Origin of the sequence: Paraburkholderia sp. (assembly GCF_035501035.1) — a bacterium.
In the GTDB taxonomy this organism is placed as follows: Bacteria; Pseudomonadota; Gammaproteobacteria; order Burkholderiales; family Burkholderiaceae; genus Paraburkholderia.
Map to the genome: position 1 here is coordinate 46,011 of NZ_DATJWR010000173.1, position 19,345 is coordinate 65,355.

The following is a 19,345-nucleotide window of genomic DNA, read 5'->3' on the forward strand; positions in this document are numbered from 1 at the left end:
CTTGCACGATGCGCGAGCGACTCCGGCGCGCGGGATCCCGTCACAAACGCGCGATCGACACCTCGGTCGACTTCACGAGTGCAACCACTTCCGAGCCCACCTTGAGCTCCAGCTCGTCGACCGAGCGCGTGGTAATCACCGAGGTGACGATGCCGAACGACGTATCGACGTCGACCTCGGAAACGACGGGTCCGCGAATGATCTCCTTGATCTTGCCGCGAAACTGGTTGCGCACGTTGATGGCGGTAATGGTCATGACTTCGGCTCCGCGAATTCAGGCAGGAAATAGAGGATTACTGATGAATAACTCAGGCTATCGCAGCCACGGGCCGCTCGCCGGCGTGCTGCGCGCCACTGCCGAGCACGCGCTGAAGCACGCGTTCTTCGAGCGCGGCGAAACGCGCATCCACGCGCGCACGCGGGCGCTCGAGCGGCACCGGCTGGTCGAGCGCGATGTGCCCCGCCTCGACGAGCAGAATGCGGTCGGCGAGCGCAACGGCTTCGTGCACGTCGTGCGTGACAAGCAGCGCCGTGAAGCGATGTTCGCGCCACAGACGCTCGATCAGCGCGTGCATTTCAATGCGCGTGAGCGCATCGAGTGCCCCAAGCGGTTCGTCGAGCAGCAACAGGCTTGGCCGGTGCACGAGCGCACGCGCCAGCGCCACGCGCTGCCGCTGGCCGCCCGAGAGGCGCGCGGGCCATTCGTCGGCGCGCGCGAGCAGGCCCACCTCATCGAGCACCGCACGCGCGTCCTCGCGTGCGCCGCGCCCAAGGCCGAGCATCACGTTCTGCAGCACGGTCTTCCAGGGCAGGAGCCGCGCATCCTGAAACATGATGCGTGTATCGAGCGCCGTCCCGCCCGCGCCGCGCCATTCGACGGCGCCCTCGTCCGGCGTTTCGAGGCCCGCGATCAGGCGCAGCAACGTGGACTTGCCGCAACCGCTGCGCCCGACGATCGAGACGAAACTGCCGCGCTCGATCGCGAGGTCGAAGCCGCTCAACACGGTGCGTTCGCCGTAGCGCTTGCCCACGCCGCGCAGCTCGACTGCCGCGTCCCTTGCGCGCGGGTCCGTGCGTAGCGCCGCGCCATCGTGCGCAGCATGAACCTTTTCGCTGCGTTCTCGCACACGCGTGGACGCGAAACCGTCCCGTCCCGTGCGGTAATTCGGTGCCAGTTGGCTCGTGCTCATGCGTCGCCCTCCCGTTGATATGCGGGGTGCCAGCGCAGCGCGACGCGTTCGAGCCACTTCGCGAGCCAGTCGGCGAGCTTGCCGAGCGCCGCATAGAGCAGAATGCCAACGACCACCACATCGGTTTGCAGGAACTCGCGCGCATTCATCGTCATGTAGCCGATGCCCGACTGCGCCGAGATCGTTTCGGCGACGATCAGCGTCACCCACATCAAGCCGAGTGCGAAGCGCACGCCGACGAGAATCGACGGCAACGCCCCCGGCAAAATCACTTCGCGATAAAGGGCGAAGCCCTTTAGTCCATAGCTGCGCGCCATTTCGACGAGACTGGCGTCGACCGAGCGTATGCCGTGGAACGTGTTCACGTACATCGGGAAGAACACGCCGAGCGCAACGAGAAACACTTTCGCCTCCTCGCCGATGCCGAACCAGAGGATCACGAGCGGAATCATCGCGAGCGCCGGAATGTTGCGCACCATCTGCACCGTCGAATCGAGCGCGGTTTCGATGGGCTTGAAAAGCCCCGTGGCAAGCCCCAGGACGAGCCCGATGCCGCCGCCGATCGCGAACCCCGAGAGCGCGCGCCAGGTGCTCACACGCACGTCCTGCCACATTTCACCCGATTCGATCAGCGACCATGCGGCTCGCAGCACGGCGAGCGGCTCGGGCATCACGCGGGTCGAAAGCACGCCGCTCTTCGCCGCAACTTCCCAGATCAAGAGAATCGCCAACGGCACGAGCCAGGGCACGAGGCGCCGCCAGCTCGCGCGTGTGAACGCCTGCGCGGCGCGTACGGAGCGCGGTGCGTCGCCGGCGCTGGCTGCGCCGCGCGCGGGCGCAGCCGTTACTGCAGATTGCGTCATCGTTGCATCCTCCATGATTCGTGCTTCGTTCGCGCGCGCCGCATCAGCTCTGGCTCACCTTCGGCAGATAGTGATTGCCGACCACCTCGCCAAACGGACCCGAAAGCGGGCCGCCCACGCCCTTCGCGGCTCGGCCCGGCAGCAGCGGAAACACGAGTTCCGCAAATCGATAGGATTCCTCCAGATTCGGATAGCCGGAAAGAATGAACGTCTCGATGCCGAGCTCCGCATACTCCTTCATGCGCGCAGCCACTTGCTCCGGACTGCCGACGAGTGCCGTGCCCGCCCCCCCGCGCACGAGGCCCACGCCCGCCCACAGGTTCGGATACACCTCGAGGTCCTTGCGCGTGCCACGCTTGCCGCCGTGCAGCGCCGCCATGCGTCGCTGCCCTTCCGAATCCATCTTGCCGAATGCGGCCTGGGCGCGAGCGACCGTGTCGTCGTCGAGATGGCTGATGAGCTGGTCGGCGGCGGCCCACGCCTCTTCTTCGGTCTCACGCACGATTACATGCAGGCGAATGCCAAAGCGGATCGTGCGGCCATGCTCCGCTGCACGCGCGCGTATGTCGGCGATCTTTCGCGCAACGGCTTCGGGCGGCTCGCCCCAGGTCAGATAGGTGTCGATGTGCTCGCCCGCCATCGCATGCGCAGCCGGCGACGAACCGCCGAACCACAGCGGCGGATGCGGGCGCTGCACCGGCGGATAGAGCGCCTTGCCGCCGACCGAGCGCAGATGCTGACCTTCGAAGTCGATCGCCTCGTTCGTATGCGAAGCGGCAAGCAGCTTGCGCCAGATGTGCAGGAACTCGTCGGTGATCTCGTAGCGCGTGTCGTGATCGACGAAGAGACCATCGCCTTCGAGCTCTGCCGCGTCGCCGCCCGTCACGACGTTGATGAGCAGGCGCCCGTTGGAAAGCCGGTCGAAAGTCGCGGCCATGCGCGCGGAAAGTCCCGGCGAAGAAAGCCCCGGGCGGACCGCCACGAGAAATTTCAGGCGCCGCGTGGCGGCAATCAGGCTCGAGGCCACGACCCAGGCGTCCTCGCACGAGCGGCCCGTGGGCAGCAGAACGCCCTCGTAGCCGAGCGTATCGGCGGCGACGGCGATCTGCTGGAAGTACGCGAGGTCCGCGGCGCGCGCGCCCTGCGTTGTGCCCAGATACCGGCTGTCGCCGTGAGTCGGGATGAACCAGAACACATTCATGCGTTGCTCCTGCCTGCTATTCGTAAATCTGGAAGAGGGGATGCCGCCATGCTGCGCGCGCAAAGGCGCACGAGCGGGCCGCGCAAGCGAGCGCGCCGCTCATGGCAGGGTTCAAAGAAATTCGTCGATTGACGGCATGCGCCCGCGCGTTCCCCGTGCACGTCGCGCGGCGGCCGGCGACGGCGGCGCCGTCTCCATGGGGAACCAGTCTAGGGATGGGCCTCGCCCTTTAAAACGATTTTTTTGAGCTTAGGTTTTCCACTTTCGTGCTTTGCCCGACGCTTTAGCATACGGTGCGCCTTGCCGCACCGCGCGCCGATATAATGGCGCACGCACCCACAAAAACACCGGCGCGCCCGCGCGCGAAGCGCGCCCAAGCCACGCAATCCCTCGCACGATTACATGCAAAAACTGATTCTGCCGTTCGTTTCCGGCTTTCTCGCGTCACTCTTCTTTCGCGAAGCGACGCTCGCGCTCCTGCACGCCGCGCAGGTCATCGACGTGACCGGCTTTTCGACGGAGCCGTTCCTGCCGCTCGGGCTGCCCGAGTTCCTCGTGAACGCAATCTGGAGCGCCATCTGGGCCGTGCTGATGGCGTGGCTGCTGCGCGTGTCGCCTTCGCGGCCCGCGCCGTGGGTTCAGGCATTCGTGTTCGGCGGCCTCGTCCTGACCGCCGCGATGGTATTCGTGGTCGATCCGCTGCGCGGCATCTGGCCGAGCGGCAACATGCTGCCGCGGCTCGCAACGGCCTTCGCCTCGAATGCGATGTGGGGCTGGGGCGCGCTCGTCTTCATGCGCGCATTCATGAGCGAGACGCCAGAAGACTGACGTAGCCCTTGCGCCGCGCGCGATGCGCGGCGCGCGTTATCCCGCTGCGTTTTCCCCCTGCGTTTTCCCGCCTTTCGTTCCTCCCCCTCCCTCGCCGGCTCAGCCAACCAGCTCGCGCAGCGGATGCTGCGCCGGGCTCCAGGGGCTCGCGAACATTCGCTCGACCTCTTCCGGGCGCACGTCCTCGACACGCACGAAGCGCCAGTGCGGATGATTGTCCTTGTCGATGATGCGCGCGCGGATGCCTTCCATCACGTCGCCGATTGCGAAACTCGAGCGCGTGAGGTCGAGGTCGCGGCGCAGACACTCGGCCATCGTCCCCTCGGCACGCGACACCACTTCGAGCGACACCGCCATCGAGAGCGGCGAGCGCTCGCGCAACACGCCCACGGTCTGCTCGGCCCAATCGGCTTCGGCGTCCTCGCCCGCGCGCTGGGTGGCTTCGAGCGATGCCAGTATGGCCGGCACGTCAGCGAGCGAGAAATGCCGGTCGATCCAGACGCGAGTGGCCGCCAGTGAAGAGGCTTCGGCAAGACGCCGAGACTCGTGCGCGCTCAACGCCGCGCGCCGGATGCGCGCGACCACCTCTGCCCCCGAGGCGAACGGCTCGGTCTCGAGCGCATCGAGCAGCTCGGGCCAGGCGGCCTCGTCGAGCGACACATCGGCGAGCCCGGCATAGAGCGCGCTCGCCGCGTCGAGGGTCTCGCCCGTCACCGCAAGATAGCGGCCGATCGCACCTGGCGTGCGCGCGAGAAACCAGCCCATGCCCACATCCGGAAAGAGGCCGATGCGCGTTTCGGGCATCGCCATGCGCGTGCTCGCGCAGACGAGCCGCAGCCCGCCCGTGCGATGCGCGCCCTGCGAAATGCCCATGCCGCCGCCCATGACCACACCATTCAGCAACGCGATATACGGCTTCGGGTACGCGAAGATCGTGTGATTGAGGCGATATTCGTCGGTGAAGAAGGTATCGAGCGCGGCCTGCTCGCCCGTGCGATACGACTCGTAGAGAAAGCGGATGTCTCCACCCGCGCAGAACGCGCGAGCGTGGCGCGTGCCCACGATCACCGCGAGCACGCCGCGCTCGTCGCGCCAGCGATCGAGCGCCGCCTGCATCGTGCGGACCATGGCAGTGGTGAGCGCATTGAGCGCCTGCGGGCGCTCGAGTTCGATATAGCCGATGCCGTTCGCTACCCGTGTGAGTACGTGCGGGTCGGCTTCGGAACTGGCTGGGCTTGCGGTAGCTTCGTGTGACATGGCGATTGGCAAGACTTAACGATGGGAAACGCGGCTTTGCACGGGACCATGCGAGGCTTTCACGGTGTCGCGTCGGGTGTTTTCGCCGCCCGCGGCGCGCCCGGAGCGGCACGCGTACCGAACCAGGCATCGAGCGCGGCGTCGATCACCGGACCGGGCGCGGCAGTGGCGAAGTCGGCACGCGCGAGCGTAAGCATCACTGCGCCGTGCAGCGTTGCGAGCAGCGCCTGTGCAAGCAGCGCGCAGTCGGCGCGCGCGCCGCTCGCCAGTGTCAGCTCTGACAGCGTGGCCGCGAAGAGTTGTACGCCGCAGGCATCGTCGGCGTGCTCGTGCGGCGCATCCGGCACGCCAGCGGTGCCGCGCGCACGGCGCTCAGGCGGCCCCACCTGCCCCGAGCGGCCCTTGCGAGCCATGAAAATCAGCTCGTAAGTCTGCGGATGCCCACAACCGAACGCCACGTACGCGTGTGCTAGCGCGTGAAGTCGCTCGCGCGCATCGGCTTCCTGCGCGTATGGCTCGAGATGCGCGAGCAGTTGCATATAGCCTTCGCGGCCGAGCGCCTCGGCAATTTCGTCACGGCCTTCGAAGTACAGGTAGAGCGAAGCGGGCGAATAGCCGATCGCATCGGCGAGCTTGCGCATCGAAAGCGCGGCGAAGCCTTCGCGGACGACGATGCGGCTTGCAGCATCGAGAATGCGCTCGCGCTGGCTAAGCGTGCGCGCCTGTGTTTCGCGGATTTTGCGTTCGGTTGTGGCCATGGCGGCGATTGTCGGTTGCGTCGTCGGAGGCGGCAACCGAAAAATCCGATGACGCCGGGACCGGCGCGCCTGCGCGCTACGAGGAGAGACGCCCCGGCGGGAAATGGCCGCTCTTGAGCAGCACCGGCGAGCCATTGCTGAGCTCGAGATGCGCGCGGGCCACGGCCTCGATGCGCGGACGGCCCGCGTCGAACGCCTGCATCCACGCATCGCGATTCGCGGGCAGAGCGCCAAAATGATCTTCGAGCGCCTCGACGGAAATCGCGCACGGAACGCGCGTGCCGTCGACGAGTGCGGGAAACACCACGGTCAGATTGGAGTCGTGGTAGTGCGCCGCATCGGCGGGAAAGCGGATAATCATGTCCTGCCCCATTGGCGATATTCAGCGGATAGGCACTGCCACCGGCGGACGACGCGGCACACGGCGGTAGCCGGGTATCTTACGCGCGATGCGCGAGAGTCGGCGCCAACGTGGCCGGCGCGGCCAGCGTGGCACCACGCAAGGATGACGATGCGGATGCACGAAAGCGGCTCGCGCCGTCCACCGCCCATTCACTCACTCAATAGATCGATGACCCCGACACTGAACGGCCGATACTTCGCAGGCGAGCACGAGATTTCCGAACAACAGGCGGCGAGCCGCTGGTTCCGCTACGCGCAGGAGCACGACATCGACGTTGCGCGTGCGATCAGCCTGTGGGAGGACGCGGCCACGGTCCAGGGCGAGCGCAGCCGCGAGGCCGTGGCGGCCGCAGGCATCCGCATCGTGGCGCCCGAGTGCTGAACGCGAGGCTGCCCGGCCTCATTTCAATGCGCCTGCATCTTCGAGAACAGATTGAGCACGACCACTCCGCTCACGATGAGGCCGAGCCCAAGCACAGCCGGAAGATCGGGCACCTGGCGATAAAGCGCCATCGCGACGAGCGTGATGAGCACGATACCGGCGCCGGACCACACCGCATAGACAACGCCCACCGGCAAGCTGCGCAACGTAAGTGAGAGGCCATAGAACGCGACCCCATAACCCGCGACGACGATCGCCGAGGGCGCGAGCCGAGTGAAGCCGTCTGACGCGCGCAGCGCAGAGGTGGCGATGACTTCCGCGACGATCGAGATGGCGAGCCAGGTCCAGGGAGAGAACCGCATCGCGTCAGGCCCTGGCGAGCGCGAGCTGGGCGTAGTCGGCGCCGAGTTGCGCGCACAGCGCTTCGACGACCAGCTCGTGATCGTTGCGCTGCGGCAGGCCCGAGACCGTGACGGAGCCGATCACGCCCGCCCCCGCCACGGTGAGCGGAAACGAGCCGCCGTGCGGCGCGAAGTCGGCGACGGATAGTCCATGCTTTTCGGCGAGCGTCGTGCCTGTCTGCTGGATGCGCAGGCCGATCGCATAGGAGCTGCGGCGAAAGTGCTCGACCACGCGTGCCTTGCGGCGCACCCAGTCGGCGTTGTCGGGCGTGGTGCCGTCGAGCGCGCAGTAGAAGAGCGGCTGGCCGAAGGTACGCACGTCGATGGCGATCGCGAGCGAGCGGGAGCGCGCAAGTTCATACAGGTGCGAGCCGAGTTGCCAGGCGCGATCGGCGTCGAAACGGGGAAACACCAGCGCATGTTCCTGCGCGGCTATCGATTGCAGATCGAGGGCGATGTCCATGAACGAGGCATGAGAAATGAAGCTGAGAAGCGCGTTGCGCACGAGAAAGGCGAGATGCGCCGGCGCGCACGTTACCCCCGGCGCCGACCGAGCCCCGATTCTATCCTGGCGTCTGCAGAGTCCGTCTTACCCGCGTCCTGCAATCGTTCTGCAAACGCGCGGAAAGGCGGCCGTTATTTATTGTTGCGCCGCGGCGCAAACTGTCATATAATCTTTTCTTCGACGGACGCGGGGTGGAGCAGTCTGGCAGCTCGTCGGGCTCATAACCCGAAGGTCGTAGGTTCAAATCCTACCCCCGCAACCAGCAGAATTCGAAAGGGTTACAGGTCATCGGCCTGTAACCCTTTTTCCGTTTACCGCCTTGCTCATTTCGGGCACCGGGAAAACGGCGAACTCCGGCGAACGCAGGCAGGCAGAACACAGATAAAAACAAGCGATCCGGCAAACAATTCGGCGAGCAAAGCGCCCGCCCTCGCGTTCCCCCGCGCCCACCTCACGGCTGCACCCCGGCAGCCCCCGCAGCGGTGATAAACTCGCATCACCCATCCCCCTATCGTGCCCATGAAATTCTGTTCGACTTGCGGTCAGGCGGTCAGCCTGCTCATTCCGCCCGGCGACAATCGCGAACGCTACGTCTGCTCGCACTGCGGCACCATCCACTACCAGAATCCGCGCAACGTGGTCGGCACGGTTCCTGTCTGGGAAGACAAGGTGCTGCTGTGCCGCCGCGCAATCGAGCCGCGCTACGGCTACTGGACGCTGCCCGCCGGCTTCATGGAAATGGGCGAGACGACCGCCGAAGCCGCGGCGCGAGAAACGCTTGAAGAGGCCGGCGCGCGCGTCGAGGTGCAGAACCTTTTTTCGCTCCTGAACGTGCCGCGCGTGCACCAGGTGCATTTGTTCTATCTCGCGCGCCTGCTCGACATCGAAATCGAAGCCGGCGAGGAGAGCCTCGAAGTGCGGCTCTTCGAAGAGCACGAGATCCCGTGGGACGACATTGCGTTCCCCACGGTCGGCCAGACCCTGCGCTTCTTCTTCGCCGATCGCCAGTCGGGCAGCTACGGGCTGCACACCGGCGACGTCCTGCGCTCGCTGCGCGACGGCTGACAGTACCTGCACGATGGTCCCCTGGCTTTCGCCCGACGACCCGTTTCCCACCGTCGAGCGCGCGCTCGGCGCGTCGAGCGGCGCGCCGGGCCTGCTCGCCGCCAGCGCGGACCTGCTGCCCTCGCGCCTGCTCGACGCCTACCGCCGCGGCATCTTCCCGTGGTACTCCGACGGCCAGCCGGTGCTCTGGTGGAGCCCCGATCCGCGCATGATCCTGCGCCCCGATGAGTTCAAGGTGTCGCCCTCCCTGAAGAAAACGCTCAAGCGCGTACTGCGCGAGGATGCGTGGGAGATTCGCGTCGACGACAATTTCGCCGCCGTCATGCGCGCGTGCGCAAGCGCGCCGCGCCGTGGCCAGCGCGGCACCTGGATCACCGCCGACGTGATCGACGCCTACTCCACGCTGCACCGCGTGGGCGACGCGCACAGCATCGAAGCCTGGCTCGACGGCGAACGCGTGGGCGGGCTCTACGGCGTTTCGCTCGGCACGATGTTCTTCGGCGAATCGATGTTCGCCTCCGTCACCGACGCCTCGAAGATCGCACTCGCGGCGCTTGTGGCGCATCTGCGCCGCCACGGCGTCGAGCTGATCGACTGCCAGCAGAACACCACGCATCTGGCCTCGCTCGGCGGGCGCGAAATCTCGCGCAAGTCGTTCATCACACATGTGCGCACGCACGTGAACGCGGCGCCCATTCCCTGGCAGTTCGACAAGGCGGTGCTCGCCGAGCTGCTCGGCGGCCGGGATACGCGCAGCGAAGTGCTACCAGCTGCTTGAACGCTACGAACAAGCGGCACGAAAAACTGACACGAACAGCGGGCGCGAAGCCCGCGAGGAGGCCGCTTACGGCACACATCCAGCACGCATCCGGCATGCACCCGTGTGCGCCGGCGACAGCCTGCGCAATTCGATGGAAACATGCCTGGCGTCGATGTTAGACTGAAGACAGAACCCGTCGCCGCCCCCACGCCGTACGCGGCACGCCGCGCAAGCCTGGCGAGACACGCGCGCCAGGCCCGGGTACGCCATGCGAACGGCACGCGACGATCCGAACTGCTACGAGAGCTGCCAACGTGACGCATCCAAACGAGCTGCCGCTTTCACCGCTTTCCGCGCTGCAATTCTATGCAACGGCGCCCTATCCCTGCAGCTACCTTGAGGGGCGCATCGCGCGCTCGCAGGTGGCGACGCCCAGCCATCTCATCAATTCCGACGTCTATACCGATCTCGTGAAGGCCGGCTTCCGGCGCTCCGGCGTGTTCACCTATCGCCCCTACTGCGACGGCTGCCGCGCCTGTGTGCCGGTGCGCGTGCCGGTCGAGCGCTTCGCGCCGAACCGCACGCAGCGTCGCGCATGGAAGCGCCATGGCGAGCTCGTCGCGACGGTCGCTCCGCTGCATTACGACGAAGCGCACTACGCGCTTTACATGCGCTACCAGTCCGCGCGCCACGCGGGCGGCGGCATGGACCGCGACAGCCGCGACCAGTACGAGCAGTTCCTGCTGCAAAGCCGGATCAATTCGCGCCTCGTCGAATTCCGCGAACCCGATCCCGCGCATCCCGACGAGCCCGGCACGCTTTGCATGGTGAGCATGATCGACATCCTCGGCGACGGACTCTCCTCGGTCTATACGTTCTTCGACCCCGAAACGCCGCACACGAGCTACGGCACCTACAACATCCTCTGGCAGATCGAGCAGGCACGCAGCCTTCACCTGCCTTACGTCTATCTCGGCTACTGGATCCGCGAGAGCCCGAAGATGGCGTACAAGGCGCGTTTCCAGCCGCTCGAGGGCCTCTTCGACGGCGCATGGTCAACCCTCACGCCCGAAGCCTGAACGTGTGGCGCGTCGCCCAGGGCCCGCGTTACCGCTAAAATAGCGGGTTCCCATTTTCTGGCGCACGCGCCTTTTCCCCGTGTTCAGCACCCTTTATCCGTTCGTCCGCGACGTGCTTTTCCGCATGGACGCCGAAGACGTCCATCACCTCACCCTGCGCGCCATCGGCGCAGCAGGCCGCACCGGCATGGCGGGCCTGCTCGCGCCGCGCGTGCCCGATTCGCCGCGCACCGTCATGGGGCTCACCTTCCGCAATCCCGTGGGCCTCGCCGCCGGGCTCGACAAGGAAGGCGCCGCGATCGACGGGTTCGCCGCGCTCGGCTTCGGCTTCATCGAAGTGGGCACCGTGACGCCGCGCCCGCAGTCGGGCAATCCGCGCCCGCGCATCTTCCGTCTGCCGCAGGCGGGCGGCATCATCAACCGGATGGGGTTCAACAATCACGGCGTCGAGCAGTTCGTGAAGAACGTGCAGGCCGCGCGCTATCGCGGCATTCTCGGCCTGAACATCGGCAAGAACGCCGACACGCCCATCGAGCGCGCCGCCGAGGACTATCTCTTCTGCCTCGAGCGCGTGTATCCGTTCGCGAGCTATGTGACGATCAACATCTCGTCGCCGAATACGAAAAACCTGCGCCAGTTGCAGGGCGCGGGCGAACTCGACGCCCTGCTCGCCGCGCTCAAGGACAAGCAGCAGCGTCTCGCCGACCTGCACGGCAAGCTCGTGCCGCTCGCGCTGAAGATCGCACCGGACCTCGACGACGAGCAAATCAAGGAGATCGCCGACACGCTGCTGCGCCACAAGATCGAAGGCGTGATCGCGACCAACACCACGCTCTCGCGCGCCGCCGTGGAAGGCCTGCCCAACGCGAACGAAGCAGGCGGCCTTTCGGGGCGCCCCGTGTTCGACGCTTCGAATAACGTGATCCGCAAGCTGCGCGCCGAGCTGGGCGACCAGGTGCCGATCATCGGCGTGGGCGGCATTTTCTCGGGCGACGACGCGCGCGAAAAGATCGCCGCGGGCGCCTCGCTCGTGCAGCTCTATACGGGATTCATCTACCGCGGCCCGGCGCTGGTCGCCGAATGCGCGCGGGCGCTGGCCTCGGGCCGCGCCTGAAGCTATAGTGGCAGGCTAGTCGCGGCGCGTCGGAGGAAACGCCGTGCACTAGCACGGGAATTGACGCAACATCGCACAGCAACAACGCAGAACATCGCTGTAGAACAAGAGGAAAACATGAAATCCGGCTTGCTGAAAAAACTCTTCGCGCTCGCGCTCGTCGGCGCATCGTTCGTCACGGCCAGCGCCCACGCCGATGACCTGCTTGACCAGGTGAAGGCACGCGGCACGCTGCGCATCGGTCTCGAAGGCACGTTCCCGCCGTTCAACTCGAAGGCGCCCAACGGCGAGCTGGTCGGCTACGACGTCGACATCGCCAAGGCAGTCGCCGTGAAGCTCGGCGTGAGGCCCGAGTTCGTCACAACCGAGTGGAGCGGCATCATCGCGGGCCTCCAGGCCGGCAAGTTCGACGTGATCGTGAACCAGGTCGGCGTGACCGACCAGCGCAAGGCGGTGCTCGACTTCTCGCCCGCGTACACGTACTCGGCCGCGCAACTCATCCAGCGCAAGGACGACACGCGCGAGTTCAAGACGCTCGAAGACCTGAAGGGCAAGAAGCTCGGCGTCGGGCTCGGCACCAACTACATGGACATGGCCAAGTCGGTCCCGGGCATCGACGTGAAGACGTATCCGGGCGCGCCCGAGTATCTGCGCGACCTCGCCGCGGGCCGGCTCGACGCGGCGCTCAACGACCGCCTGATGCTCGCCTACCTGCTGAAGAACTCGCAACTGCCGCTGCGCACCGGCGCGACCGTCGGCAACGGCAACCCGTCGGCCATCCCGTTCAGGAAGGGCAATCCGAAGTTCGCCAAGGCCATCGACGACGCCATGACCCAGCTGGAGGCCGACGGCACCTTCACGAAGATCTCGGAAAAATGGTTCGGCATCGACGTGACCAAGCCGATCACGCAATGATCCTGATCACCGCGCAGCCCGGTTAAGGCGTGGGGCGGCATCGCACGATGCCGCCCTTCGCATATGTGTGCCCGCGCTGCCTCGCGACACTTCACCTCGTTACCCAAGCCCATGCCCATCTATACGCTCATCATCCAGTCGCTACCGGTGCTCGCACAGGGCGCGGTGCTGACGGTCAAGTTCGCCGTCCTTTCGATGATCTTCGGGCTCATCGGCGGCGCCGTGCTCGCGCTCATGGGCATCAGCTCGAATCGCGCGCTCGTGTTCATCGCGCGCGTGTACGTGAGCCTGATGCGCGGCACGCCGCTGCTCGTGCAGATCTTCGTGGTTTATTACGGATTGCCGAGCATCGGCATCTCGCTCGATCCGACGCCTGCCGGCGTGATCGCGCTTTCCGCGAACGTCGCCGCCTACCTTTCGGAGAGCATGCGCGGCGCGATTCTCGGCATCCATCGCGGCCAGTGGCTCGCGGCGTATAGCCTTGGCCTCTCGAGGCGCCAGACGCTGCGCTACGTGATCGCGCCGCAGGCGCTGCGCATCGCCGTGCCGAGCCTCTCGAACAGCCTCATCAGCCTCATCAAGGACACGTCGCTCGTCTCGGTCATCACCGTGACGGAGCTCCTGCGCAGTGCGCAGGAAATTATCGCTTCGACGTATCAGCCGCTGCCGCTTTACCTCGCGGCGGCCGCCATCTACTGGGTGCTCTGCCAGGTCCTCGAGTGGGTGCAGCGCTGGTACGAAAAGCGCCTCGCGCTGCCCACGCGTCACTGAAACGCCGAGCCTGCGCACACGGCCCGCACGCGCGGGTCATGCTGCGCTCACTCACTCGCAGGGAAAGCGCAGTCCGAGCGCCGCGCGTGCGGCGTCGGCCATCTTCAGCATGTAACGCGACGTGTCGTGCGCCATCACCGGGCTCTCCAGTGCGCCCGCGCGCAGCAGCTCGCAAAAGTGCGCAGTCTCGTAGTTCAGGCCGCCGCCCTCGAACGGCTCGTCGAGTTCGACGACGCGGCCGTCGACATAGCGCACCGTCGCGCGCGCCGGATTCCACCAGTTCGCATGAATCGTCACGTGGCCCAGCGGCCCCGCCAGCAGCGCGTCGCCATGGCCATGCAGATCGAGCCCGCAGAACAGCTGGGCGATGCCGCGCTCATGCTGGCAGTTCAGGCTTGCGAACGTATCCACGCCGCTCGCGCCGAGGCGCCCGAACGTCTGCACCTCGCGTGGCGCGCCGAGCCAGTCGACGGCGAGAAACATTTCGTAGACGCCGATGTCGAGCAGCGCCCCGCCCGCGTGCTCGAACGAGAACGACGGATGGTCGGGCGGCACGTTCGCCACCGAGCAGCCGGCGCGCACGAGCCCGACCGGCCCGATCGGATCGGCGGCCAGATGCGCACGCAACTTGCGATAGAGGGGATAGAACGGCGGCTTCATCGCCTCCATGAAGAGGCGCCGGGCGCGCCGCGCTGCGTCGAGCACGCGTTCGAGCTGCGCGCCGTTCACCGTGGCGGGCTTCTCGCACAGCACGGGCAGACCTGCCTCGAGTGCCGCGATGGCGTAATGGGCGTGACTGTCCTGCATCGTGGCGATATAGACGGCGTCGATACCGCTTGCGAAGAGCGCATCCAGGCTCTCGCATGGTCTCGCGCCGCAGGTGTCGGCGAGCGCTTGCGCCGGCGCCTCGCGCCGCGACCAGACCGCTTCGATGCGCGCGTCCGGCACGAGCGCGACACCCTGCGCGAAGCGGCGCGCAATGCGGCCCGCGCCGACGATGCCCCAACGTATCGTTTTTGTTTCGCTCATGTGCTGCGTGCTCCGGCTGTGAGGTCCGAGGCCGCCGCGCCACGCGCGGCGAGCCCAAAGACACGCACGATACCGGCACACTCGCCGCACGGCAATGCGCGCCTGAAAACCGGGCGCGGCAGCGCGAGCCTGCGAAAGGCGTGGCCGAAACGCGTTAGCGTTGCTCCAGCGCCTCGGGCGCGAGAGCGCGAGTGAGTTCGTCGGCCGTGTACTCGATCATCGCTAGCGCGGCCGCTTCCGCTTCTTTCGGCGCCCGGCGCTCGATCGCTTCGACAACGCGCTCGTGCGCGGCCACGACATTCTGCCAGCCGCCATCGCGCGCATTGAGGATCGGATTGACGAGCGAGAGCGCGCCGCGAATGATCGCCGCCATCTGCTGATAGAACTGATTCCCGCTCGCGGCAAGAATGCGCGTGTGCAGGAGCGCGTCGGCGGACTGGAAGTCCGGGTCGTCGGTGCTCGTATGGCGCAGCGCCTCGAATGCCTCGCGAATGCCGGCAATGTCGGCCGCGCAAGCGCGCGTGGCCGCGAGCGCGCAAGCGGCCGGCTCGATCAGGCCGCGAAATTCGATCACATCGCGCAGGAACGTCTTGTCGGGCTTCGCGCGAAAGCGCCAGCTCACGACGTCCTCGTCGATCATGCGCCAGTCGCGCATGGGCCGGATGCGCGTGCCGATCTTCGGCCGCACATCGAGCATGTGACGCGCGAGCAGCATGGAGAGCGCCTCGCGCATCACCGTGCGGCTCACGTCGAACTCCTTTGACAGGACGTCCTGCGGCGGCAGCACGGCGCCATACCGCTCCTCGACGATGCCCGAAATCAACCCGTCCATCACCTTGCTGACGAGCGAGCGTTCCTTGTTCCCCAGTTCCATGACCCTACCCCCCCCCGATGCGGCGTTATCGCCCCTGTTTGCCGGTTACTGCGTGGGCCCTCGTGCGTCGTCGAACTTATGTGGTACGTTGCCATGCAGTTTGCATAATTCGCCAGCCAGGATATCTCCTGACGTGATGCTTGCGTCGCAAACGTCTCGTACGCGTTGACTCTTGCTGCTGCGGCCCTTGTGCTTTGCAAACGCGCTGCGTTGCGCCGTTTTTGTAAGGCGAGTGTATGCATCGCCTGCTTACTTCAATCGAACTCCCCGCGTCATTCGGCAGTCCCTGGCTGTGCATATGCAGGGATGCCGGCGCGTGTGTTTCTCGCGCGTACGGTTTCCAGCGCGCTGCCCAATGGGTTGTTCAGTACGCCTTTCAACGTTGCACGCGGCCATATTGATCGTCGAAGCGTACGATGTCGTCCTCGCCGAGATAGCCGCCCGACTGCACCTCGATGATCTCGAGCGGCGTCTTGCCCGGATTCTCCAGCCGGTGCTTCACGCCAAGCGGAATGTAGGTCGACTCGTTTTCCGAAAGCAGGAAGACGTCTTCGCCGCGCGTGACGCGAGCCGTGCCGCGCACTACGGTCCAATGCTCGGCGCGGTGATGATGCATCTGCAGCGACAAACGCCCACCCGGCTTCACGACGATGCGCTTGACCTGGAAGCGCTCGCCCTGATCGATCGAGTCGTAGCAGCCCCACGGCCGCTCCACGCGCCGGTGATGCTGCGCGACTGCGCTGTGCTGCGCCTTGAGCTTGCTTACGACCGCTTTGACGTCCTGCACGCGATCCTTGGCCGCGACCAGCACGGCGTCGGCCGTCTCCACGACCACTACGCCGTGCACGCCCACGCACGCGACGAGGCGTCCGTCCGAATGCGCGAACGTGTCGGTCGCGTCTTCGAAAATCACGCGGCCGCGCGCGACGTTGCCGCTCGCATCCTTGCTGGACACCTGCCATACCGCGTCCCATGCGCCCACGTCGGACCACCCCGCCATCAGCGGCACGACTACGCCGGCAAGCCGTGCGTCCGAGCCCACCGACTCCATCACGGCATAGTCGATCGAATCCGACGGGCACGCGGCAAGCGCCGCCGCATCGAGATGCACGGTGCCGTCGGCGTCGACGACGGCCGCCTCGAACGCCGCTGCGCACTGGGCTGCAATGGCCGGCCGGCAATGCGCGATCGCGGCGAGCCATACCGATGCGCGCGCCACGAAAATGCCGCTATTCCAGAGGTAATCGCCGGAGGCCACGTAGCGCGCGGCAAGTTCGGCGTTGGGCTTTTCGACGAAGCGCTCGATGCTGCGCGCTCCGCTTGCGCCGAGCGCCGCGCCCGCACCGATGTAGCCGTAGCCGGTTTCCGCTCGCTGCGGCGGCACGCCCAGTGTGACGATCGCGCCGCGCACCGCGTAACTCACGGCTTCTTCGAGCGCGGCGGCAAACGCGGCGCGGTCGGCGATCAGATGGTCGGCCGGCATGGCGACGAGCACCGGATCGCTATCGCACGCGACGCCGGCGCCATCGCGAGAAAGCGCCGCCCCGTGCTCGGCGCGCGCGGCGAGTGCCGCCACGGTCAGCGCGGGCGCCGTGTTGCGTGCGACCGGTTCGAGCACGACGCGTGCGGGCTTGCCGCTGCGGCCGAGCCGGTCGACGGTCATGAGGCGCAACTCCTCGCTGCTCACCACGATAGGGGCGGCCTTGCGCACCGCGGCCCCCCCCTGCGCGTACACGCCGTCGAGCCGCCGCACGGTGGCTTCGAGCAGCGACTCTCCGTCGAGCAGATCAATCAGCTGTTTCGGGCAATGCTCGCGCGAAAGCGGCCAGAGCCGCGTGCCCGAACCGCCGGCCAGCACAACGGGCTGAACGACGAGCGCGACTTCGCATTCATTGGCAGCGGCGGTCAAGCCGGCAGGCGTCACGACCTGGTTCATGCAGGCAACTCCCCGTTGAAATATTTATGGGCACGTTCGCGGACGTTGCGCCCGATCCCGGCAGGTTCGCGCGAAACTTCACGCGCGCCTTTCGGACCTTTTACGAACCTAATTGGAGCAAAGCTCGCCAAGCCATTCTGTACGCGTACCCACACTGCTTGACGGCATATGGCAGAGCCAGCGCAACGCGATGTTTCACCGTCGAACGCTTTCTGGCTGGCAACGGCTGCGGTGCAACAGAACTGAATCAAAATCACTTCGTTTTGCCGGCGCCTTCCTCGCCTGCCAAGGCCGCCCCGAGGGGGATGTTTCAGCGAGGAGTCATTTCTGAATCCCGCATTTCTCCGAAAAATAAGCCCATAAAATCAATGCGTTGCACCATTAAAAAAACACCAGGCGATGCTGCGGTGCGCAAGATCGGCGTACAAAACTGAAACAAAAAATGCATCGCTACGCCGCGCTGCGACATGAGCACGTCGCGTGGAGCCGCACGCACACGTAATCTAGCTTCGACTGGCACACACTCTGCTAAAGGAAGATCGCCACACGGGCGCACACGCGAACAACCGATATGGCGGACGCAAGCGGGACTATGGGACCGGCACGACGAACGCATAAGCCGTACGGGAAACGGCAGATAACAACGAGTTCGGCGCACGGAATCAAAAACAGGAGGCGGCTCGCGCTGCCTCGCACGAGGACCAGTCATGTTAACCCTTCAATCCGACCTACACGGCAACCATCTGCTGGGCGCGCTGCCGTCGCACGAATGGCAAGCGATGGCACCACACCTCGAACTCGTTCATCTGCGTACCGAACAACTTCTTTACGATTCCGGCCAGCGCATTCATCACGTGTATTTCCCGACGACGGCCATCATCTCGATGCTCTCGACCATGGAGGACGGCAGTTCGGTCGAGATCGCTGCGGTAGGCCGCGAAGGCATGACGGGGGTGCCCGTGCTCACGGGCGGCGAAACGATGCCCAACCGCGTGCAGGTCCAGTGCGCCGGCTTCGCTTATCGCGTGAGCGCGCAAAGCCTCAGGCAGCAGTTCGCGCATTCGGACTTCCTGCGCCGGCTCATGCTGCTCTATATGCACGCGCTGCTCACACAGGTCGCGCAGACGGCTGCGTGCAACCGCCACCACTCGCTGAGCAAGCAGCTGTGCCGCTGGCTCCTGATCGAAGTGGACCGCGTCGCGTCGAACGACCTCACCGTCACGCAGCAACTGATCGCCGATATGCTCGGCGTGCGCCGCGAAGGCATTACCGAAGCCGCCGGCAAGCTGCACGACGAAGGTCTGATTCATCACAGCCGCGGCCATATTCGCGTGCTCGACCGCAAGGGCCTCGAAGCGCGCGCCTGCGAATGCTACGGCCTCGTGCGCCGCGAGTTCGACCGGTTGCTGCCGCGTCTGCGCCAGGCGGAAACGGTTGAGTAAGCGTGCGGTTGCGGTTCACGCCGTCGAAGCTCGCCTCTTATGCATCACCTGCTGAAAAAGCGTGCCCGTAGCGGCACGCTTTGCCTTTTGGCTGAGCAGCAAGCGGGATTCGTTATGTTCGAATGGCGTGAATAAATAGGCAGGATAACGAAACGACTGCGAAACGACTGTGAATCGACGCATCGTCAGGAGAGAACACGGGCCGCGCTTCTGCCTCCTGTCGACAGGAGTTGGCGCTTGAGCGCTTGCTGCGGCCGCATACAAAGTTGTCGGCCAGCGCTTTAACGACCGGTCATGGAACTTCGTACCGCGGCCATAGAGGGCCGCCCAGAAAAAGAGCGGCAGCGAACGCGCAAAACGCGCTGCGACTGCCGCTCGCGCAAAGCCGGTCAGACCTTGCGGTATTCGATGCGCTCGACGCCGGTTTCGCCACCCAGCAGACACAGGTCCGCGCCGCGCGCGGCGAACAGACCCACCGTCACCACACCCGGCCACGCATTCACATGCGCTTCGAGCGTGCGCGGATCGCTGATGCGCAGCCCCTTCACGTCGAGAACCTCGTTACCGTTGTCG

General features: G+C 65.9%; 23 protein-coding genes and 1 tRNA gene. 10 read left to right on the plus strand and 14 right to left on the minus strand.

Going from position 1 to position 19,345, the window contains the following annotated elements:
* Positions 1–40: 40 nt before the first annotated feature.
* From VMJ11_RS12085 to ssuD, 4 genes are read right to left on the minus strand one after another with little or no spacing between them, the layout of a single operon-like run.
* Positions 41–256 (minus strand): TOBE domain-containing protein, encoded by a 216-nt coding sequence (locus tag VMJ11_RS12085; protein ID WP_325619642.1) that lies wholly within the window; start codon positions 254–256, stop codon positions 41–43.
* Between the two features lie 52 nt (positions 257–308).
* Positions 309–1,190, minus strand: coding sequence for an ATP-binding cassette domain-containing protein (locus VMJ11_RS12090; RefSeq protein ID WP_325619643.1), 882 nt, complete (start codon positions 1,188–1,190; stop codon positions 309–311).
* Complete coding sequence (gene ssuC / locus VMJ11_RS12095) at positions 1,187–2,053, minus strand: aliphatic sulfonate ABC transporter permease SsuC (RefSeq protein WP_325619644.1); 867 nt, start codon at positions 2,051–2,053, stop codon at positions 1,187–1,189. Before ssuC ends, VMJ11_RS12090 begins: the two co-directional genes overlap by 4 nt.
* Before the next feature lie 43 nt (positions 2,054–2,096).
* The gene (gene ssuD, locus VMJ11_RS12100; protein WP_325619645.1) at positions 2,097–3,254 is read right to left on the minus strand and encodes an FMNH2-dependent alkanesulfonate monooxygenase; all 1,158 of its coding nucleotides are present in this window, start codon (positions 3,252–3,254) and stop codon (positions 2,097–2,099) included.
* Positions 3,255–3,656: 402 nt separating this feature from the next.
* Here ssuD and VMJ11_RS12105 point away from each other — a divergent pair, with 402 nt between their 5' ends.
* Positions 3,657–4,082: a hypothetical protein gene (locus VMJ11_RS12105; RefSeq protein WP_325619646.1), complete on the plus strand. Its 426-nt coding sequence runs from the start codon at positions 3,657–3,659 to the stop codon at positions 4,080–4,082.
* Between the two features lie 99 nt (positions 4,083–4,181).
* Here the strand turns inward: VMJ11_RS12105 and VMJ11_RS12110 are convergent, their stop codons facing one another.
* The 3 genes from VMJ11_RS12110 to VMJ11_RS12120 all read right to left on the minus strand — a co-directional run bounded on the left by VMJ11_RS12110 (position 4,182) and on the right by VMJ11_RS12120 (position 6,458).
* On the minus strand, positions 4,182–5,339 hold the full coding sequence (locus tag VMJ11_RS12110; RefSeq protein WP_325619647.1) for an enoyl-CoA hydratase/isomerase family protein: 1,158 nt from the start codon (positions 5,337–5,339) through the stop codon (positions 4,182–4,184).
* A gap of 59 nt (positions 5,340–5,398) precedes the next feature.
* Complete coding sequence (locus VMJ11_RS12115; protein ID WP_325619648.1) at positions 5,399–6,097, minus strand: helix-turn-helix domain-containing protein; 699 nt, start codon at positions 6,095–6,097, stop codon at positions 5,399–5,401.
* Positions 6,098–6,173: 76 nt separating this feature from the next.
* A complete protein-coding gene (locus VMJ11_RS12120; protein WP_325619649.1) occupies positions 6,174–6,458 on the minus strand; it encodes a DUF1488 domain-containing protein in 285 nt (94 codons plus the stop codon).
* Between the two features lie 210 nt (positions 6,459–6,668).
* Between VMJ11_RS12120 and VMJ11_RS12125 the strand changes: the two genes are divergently transcribed.
* Entirely contained in the window at positions 6,669–6,881 is a 213-nt protein-coding gene (locus tag VMJ11_RS12125) for a hypothetical protein (protein WP_325619650.1), read from the plus strand.
* Positions 6,882–6,904: 23 nt separating this feature from the next.
* Here VMJ11_RS12125 and VMJ11_RS12130 read toward each other — a convergent pair whose 3' ends face one another.
* Entirely contained in the window at positions 6,905–7,243 is a 339-nt protein-coding gene (locus VMJ11_RS12130) for a multidrug efflux SMR transporter (protein WP_325619651.1), read from the minus strand.
* 4 nt (positions 7,244–7,247) lie between these two features.
* Positions 7,248–7,745, minus strand: a complete 498-nt coding sequence (locus VMJ11_RS12135; RefSeq protein WP_325619652.1) for a heme-degrading domain-containing protein — start codon at positions 7,743–7,745, stop codon at positions 7,248–7,250.
* Positions 7,746–7,972: 227 nt separating this feature from the next.
* Here VMJ11_RS12135 and VMJ11_RS12140 point away from each other — a divergent pair.
* The 7 genes from VMJ11_RS12140 to VMJ11_RS12170 all read left to right on the plus strand — a co-directional run bounded on the left by VMJ11_RS12140 (position 7,973) and on the right by VMJ11_RS12170 (position 13,491).
* Positions 7,973–8,049: transfer RNA gene (locus VMJ11_RS12140), tRNA-Met, on the plus strand.
* 257 nt (positions 8,050–8,306) lie between these two features.
* Positions 8,307–8,852: an NUDIX hydrolase gene (locus tag VMJ11_RS12145; protein WP_325619653.1), complete on the plus strand. Its 546-nt coding sequence runs from the start codon at positions 8,307–8,309 to the stop codon at positions 8,850–8,852.
* Between the two features lie 13 nt (positions 8,853–8,865).
* Positions 8,866–9,630 carry a leucyl/phenylalanyl-tRNA--protein transferase gene (gene aat, locus VMJ11_RS12150; protein WP_325619654.1) on the plus strand — a complete coding sequence of 255 codons (765 nt, stop codon included), beginning with the start codon at positions 8,866–8,868 and terminating at the stop codon, positions 9,628–9,630.
* Between the two features lie 296 nt (positions 9,631–9,926).
* A complete protein-coding gene (locus VMJ11_RS12155; protein ID WP_325619655.1) occupies positions 9,927–10,691 on the plus strand; it encodes an arginyltransferase in 765 nt (254 codons plus the stop codon).
* Positions 10,692–10,770: 79 nt separating this feature from the next.
* Positions 10,771–11,805 carry a quinone-dependent dihydroorotate dehydrogenase gene (locus VMJ11_RS12160; protein ID WP_325619656.1) on the plus strand — a complete coding sequence of 345 codons (1,035 nt, stop codon included), beginning with the start codon at positions 10,771–10,773 and terminating at the stop codon, positions 11,803–11,805.
* A gap of 117 nt (positions 11,806–11,922) precedes the next feature.
* Positions 11,923–12,720: a cystine ABC transporter substrate-binding protein gene (locus VMJ11_RS12165; RefSeq protein ID WP_325619657.1), complete on the plus strand. Its 798-nt coding sequence runs from the start codon at positions 11,923–11,925 to the stop codon at positions 12,718–12,720.
* 111 nt (positions 12,721–12,831) lie between these two features.
* The gene (locus VMJ11_RS12170; protein ID WP_325619658.1) at positions 12,832–13,491 is read left to right on the plus strand and encodes an amino acid ABC transporter permease; all 660 of its coding nucleotides are present in this window, start codon (positions 12,832–12,834) and stop codon (positions 13,489–13,491) included.
* 51 nt (positions 13,492–13,542) lie between these two features.
* Here the strand turns inward: VMJ11_RS12170 and VMJ11_RS12175 are convergent, their stop codons facing one another.
* The 4 genes from VMJ11_RS12175 to VMJ11_RS12190 form a co-directional block, all read right to left on the minus strand.
* Positions 13,543–14,520: a Gfo/Idh/MocA family oxidoreductase gene (locus VMJ11_RS12175; RefSeq protein ID WP_325619659.1), complete on the minus strand. Its 978-nt coding sequence runs from the start codon at positions 14,518–14,520 to the stop codon at positions 13,543–13,545.
* A gap of 154 nt (positions 14,521–14,674) precedes the next feature.
* Positions 14,675–15,394, minus strand: a complete 720-nt coding sequence (locus tag VMJ11_RS12180) for a FadR/GntR family transcriptional regulator (RefSeq protein WP_325619660.1) — start codon at positions 15,392–15,394, stop codon at positions 14,675–14,677.
* A gap of 376 nt (positions 15,395–15,770) precedes the next feature.
* Entirely contained in the window at positions 15,771–17,330 is a 1,560-nt protein-coding gene (locus tag VMJ11_RS12185) for a mannose-1-phosphate guanylyltransferase/mannose-6-phosphate isomerase (RefSeq protein ID WP_325619661.1), read from the minus strand.
* 310 nt (positions 17,331–17,640) lie between these two features.
* Positions 17,641–17,850: a hypothetical protein gene (locus VMJ11_RS12190; RefSeq protein ID WP_325619662.1), complete on the minus strand. Its 210-nt coding sequence runs from the start codon at positions 17,848–17,850 to the stop codon at positions 17,641–17,643.
* 187 nt (positions 17,851–18,037) lie between these two features.
* Here VMJ11_RS12190 and VMJ11_RS12195 point away from each other — a divergent pair, with 187 nt between their 5' ends.
* Positions 18,038–18,772: a Crp/Fnr family transcriptional regulator gene (locus VMJ11_RS12195; protein ID WP_325619663.1), complete on the plus strand. Its 735-nt coding sequence runs from the start codon at positions 18,038–18,040 to the stop codon at positions 18,770–18,772.
* 389 nt (positions 18,773–19,161) lie between these two features.
* On the opposite strand, the gene VMJ11_RS12200 is transcribed toward VMJ11_RS12195, so the two are convergent.
* A partial coding sequence (locus VMJ11_RS12200; protein WP_325619664.1) for a ribose-5-phosphate isomerase A occupies positions 19,162–19,345 on the minus strand: 184 nt, incomplete at its 5' end.

Coding starts and splice junctions, on each gene's coding strand:
- VMJ11_RS12085 (WP_325619642.1), bottom strand. CDS start 256: ATGACCATTACCGCCATCAACGTGCGCAACCAGTTTCGCGGCAAGATC.
- VMJ11_RS12090 (WP_325619643.1), bottom strand. CDS start 1,190: ATGAGCACGAGCCAACTGGCACCGAATTACCGCACGGGACGGGACGGT.
- ssuC (WP_325619644.1), bottom strand. CDS start 2,053: ATGACGCAATCTGCAGTAACGGCTGCGCCCGCGCGCGGCGCAGCCAGC.
- ssuD (WP_325619645.1), bottom strand. CDS start 3,254: ATGAATGTGTTCTGGTTCATCCCGACTCACGGCGACAGCCGGTATCTG.
- VMJ11_RS12105 (WP_325619646.1), top strand. CDS start 3,657: ATGCAAAAACTGATTCTGCCGTTCGTTTCCGGCTTTCTCGCGTCACTC.
- VMJ11_RS12110 (WP_325619647.1), bottom strand. CDS start 5,339: ATGTCACACGAAGCTACCGCAAGCCCAGCCAGTTCCGAAGCCGACCCG.
- VMJ11_RS12115 (WP_325619648.1), bottom strand. CDS start 6,097: ATGGCCACAACCGAACGCAAAATCCGCGAAACACAGGCGCGCACGCTT.
- VMJ11_RS12120 (WP_325619649.1), bottom strand. CDS start 6,458: ATGATTATCCGCTTTCCCGCCGATGCGGCGCACTACCACGACTCCAAT.
- VMJ11_RS12125 (WP_325619650.1), top strand. CDS start 6,669: ATGACCCCGACACTGAACGGCCGATACTTCGCAGGCGAGCACGAGATT.
- VMJ11_RS12130 (WP_325619651.1), bottom strand. CDS start 7,243: ATGCGGTTCTCTCCCTGGACCTGGCTCGCCATCTCGATCGTCGCGGAA.
- VMJ11_RS12135 (WP_325619652.1), bottom strand. CDS start 7,745: ATGGACATCGCCCTCGATCTGCAATCGATAGCCGCGCAGGAACATGCG.
- VMJ11_RS12145 (WP_325619653.1), top strand. CDS start 8,307: ATGAAATTCTGTTCGACTTGCGGTCAGGCGGTCAGCCTGCTCATTCCG.
- aat (WP_325619654.1), top strand. CDS start 8,866: ATGGTCCCCTGGCTTTCGCCCGACGACCCGTTTCCCACCGTCGAGCGC.
- VMJ11_RS12165 (WP_325619657.1), top strand. CDS start 11,923: ATGAAATCCGGCTTGCTGAAAAAACTCTTCGCGCTCGCGCTCGTCGGC.
- VMJ11_RS12170 (WP_325619658.1), top strand. CDS start 12,832: ATGCCCATCTATACGCTCATCATCCAGTCGCTACCGGTGCTCGCACAG.
- VMJ11_RS12175 (WP_325619659.1), bottom strand. CDS start 14,520: ATGAGCGAAACAAAAACGATACGTTGGGGCATCGTCGGCGCGGGCCGC.
- VMJ11_RS12180 (WP_325619660.1), bottom strand. CDS start 15,394: ATGGAACTGGGGAACAAGGAACGCTCGCTCGTCAGCAAGGTGATGGAC.
- VMJ11_RS12185 (WP_325619661.1), bottom strand. CDS start 17,330: ATGAACCAGGTCGTGACGCCTGCCGGCTTGACCGCCGCTGCCAATGAA.
- VMJ11_RS12195 (WP_325619663.1), top strand. CDS start 18,038: ATGTTAACCCTTCAATCCGACCTACACGGCAACCATCTGCTGGGCGCG.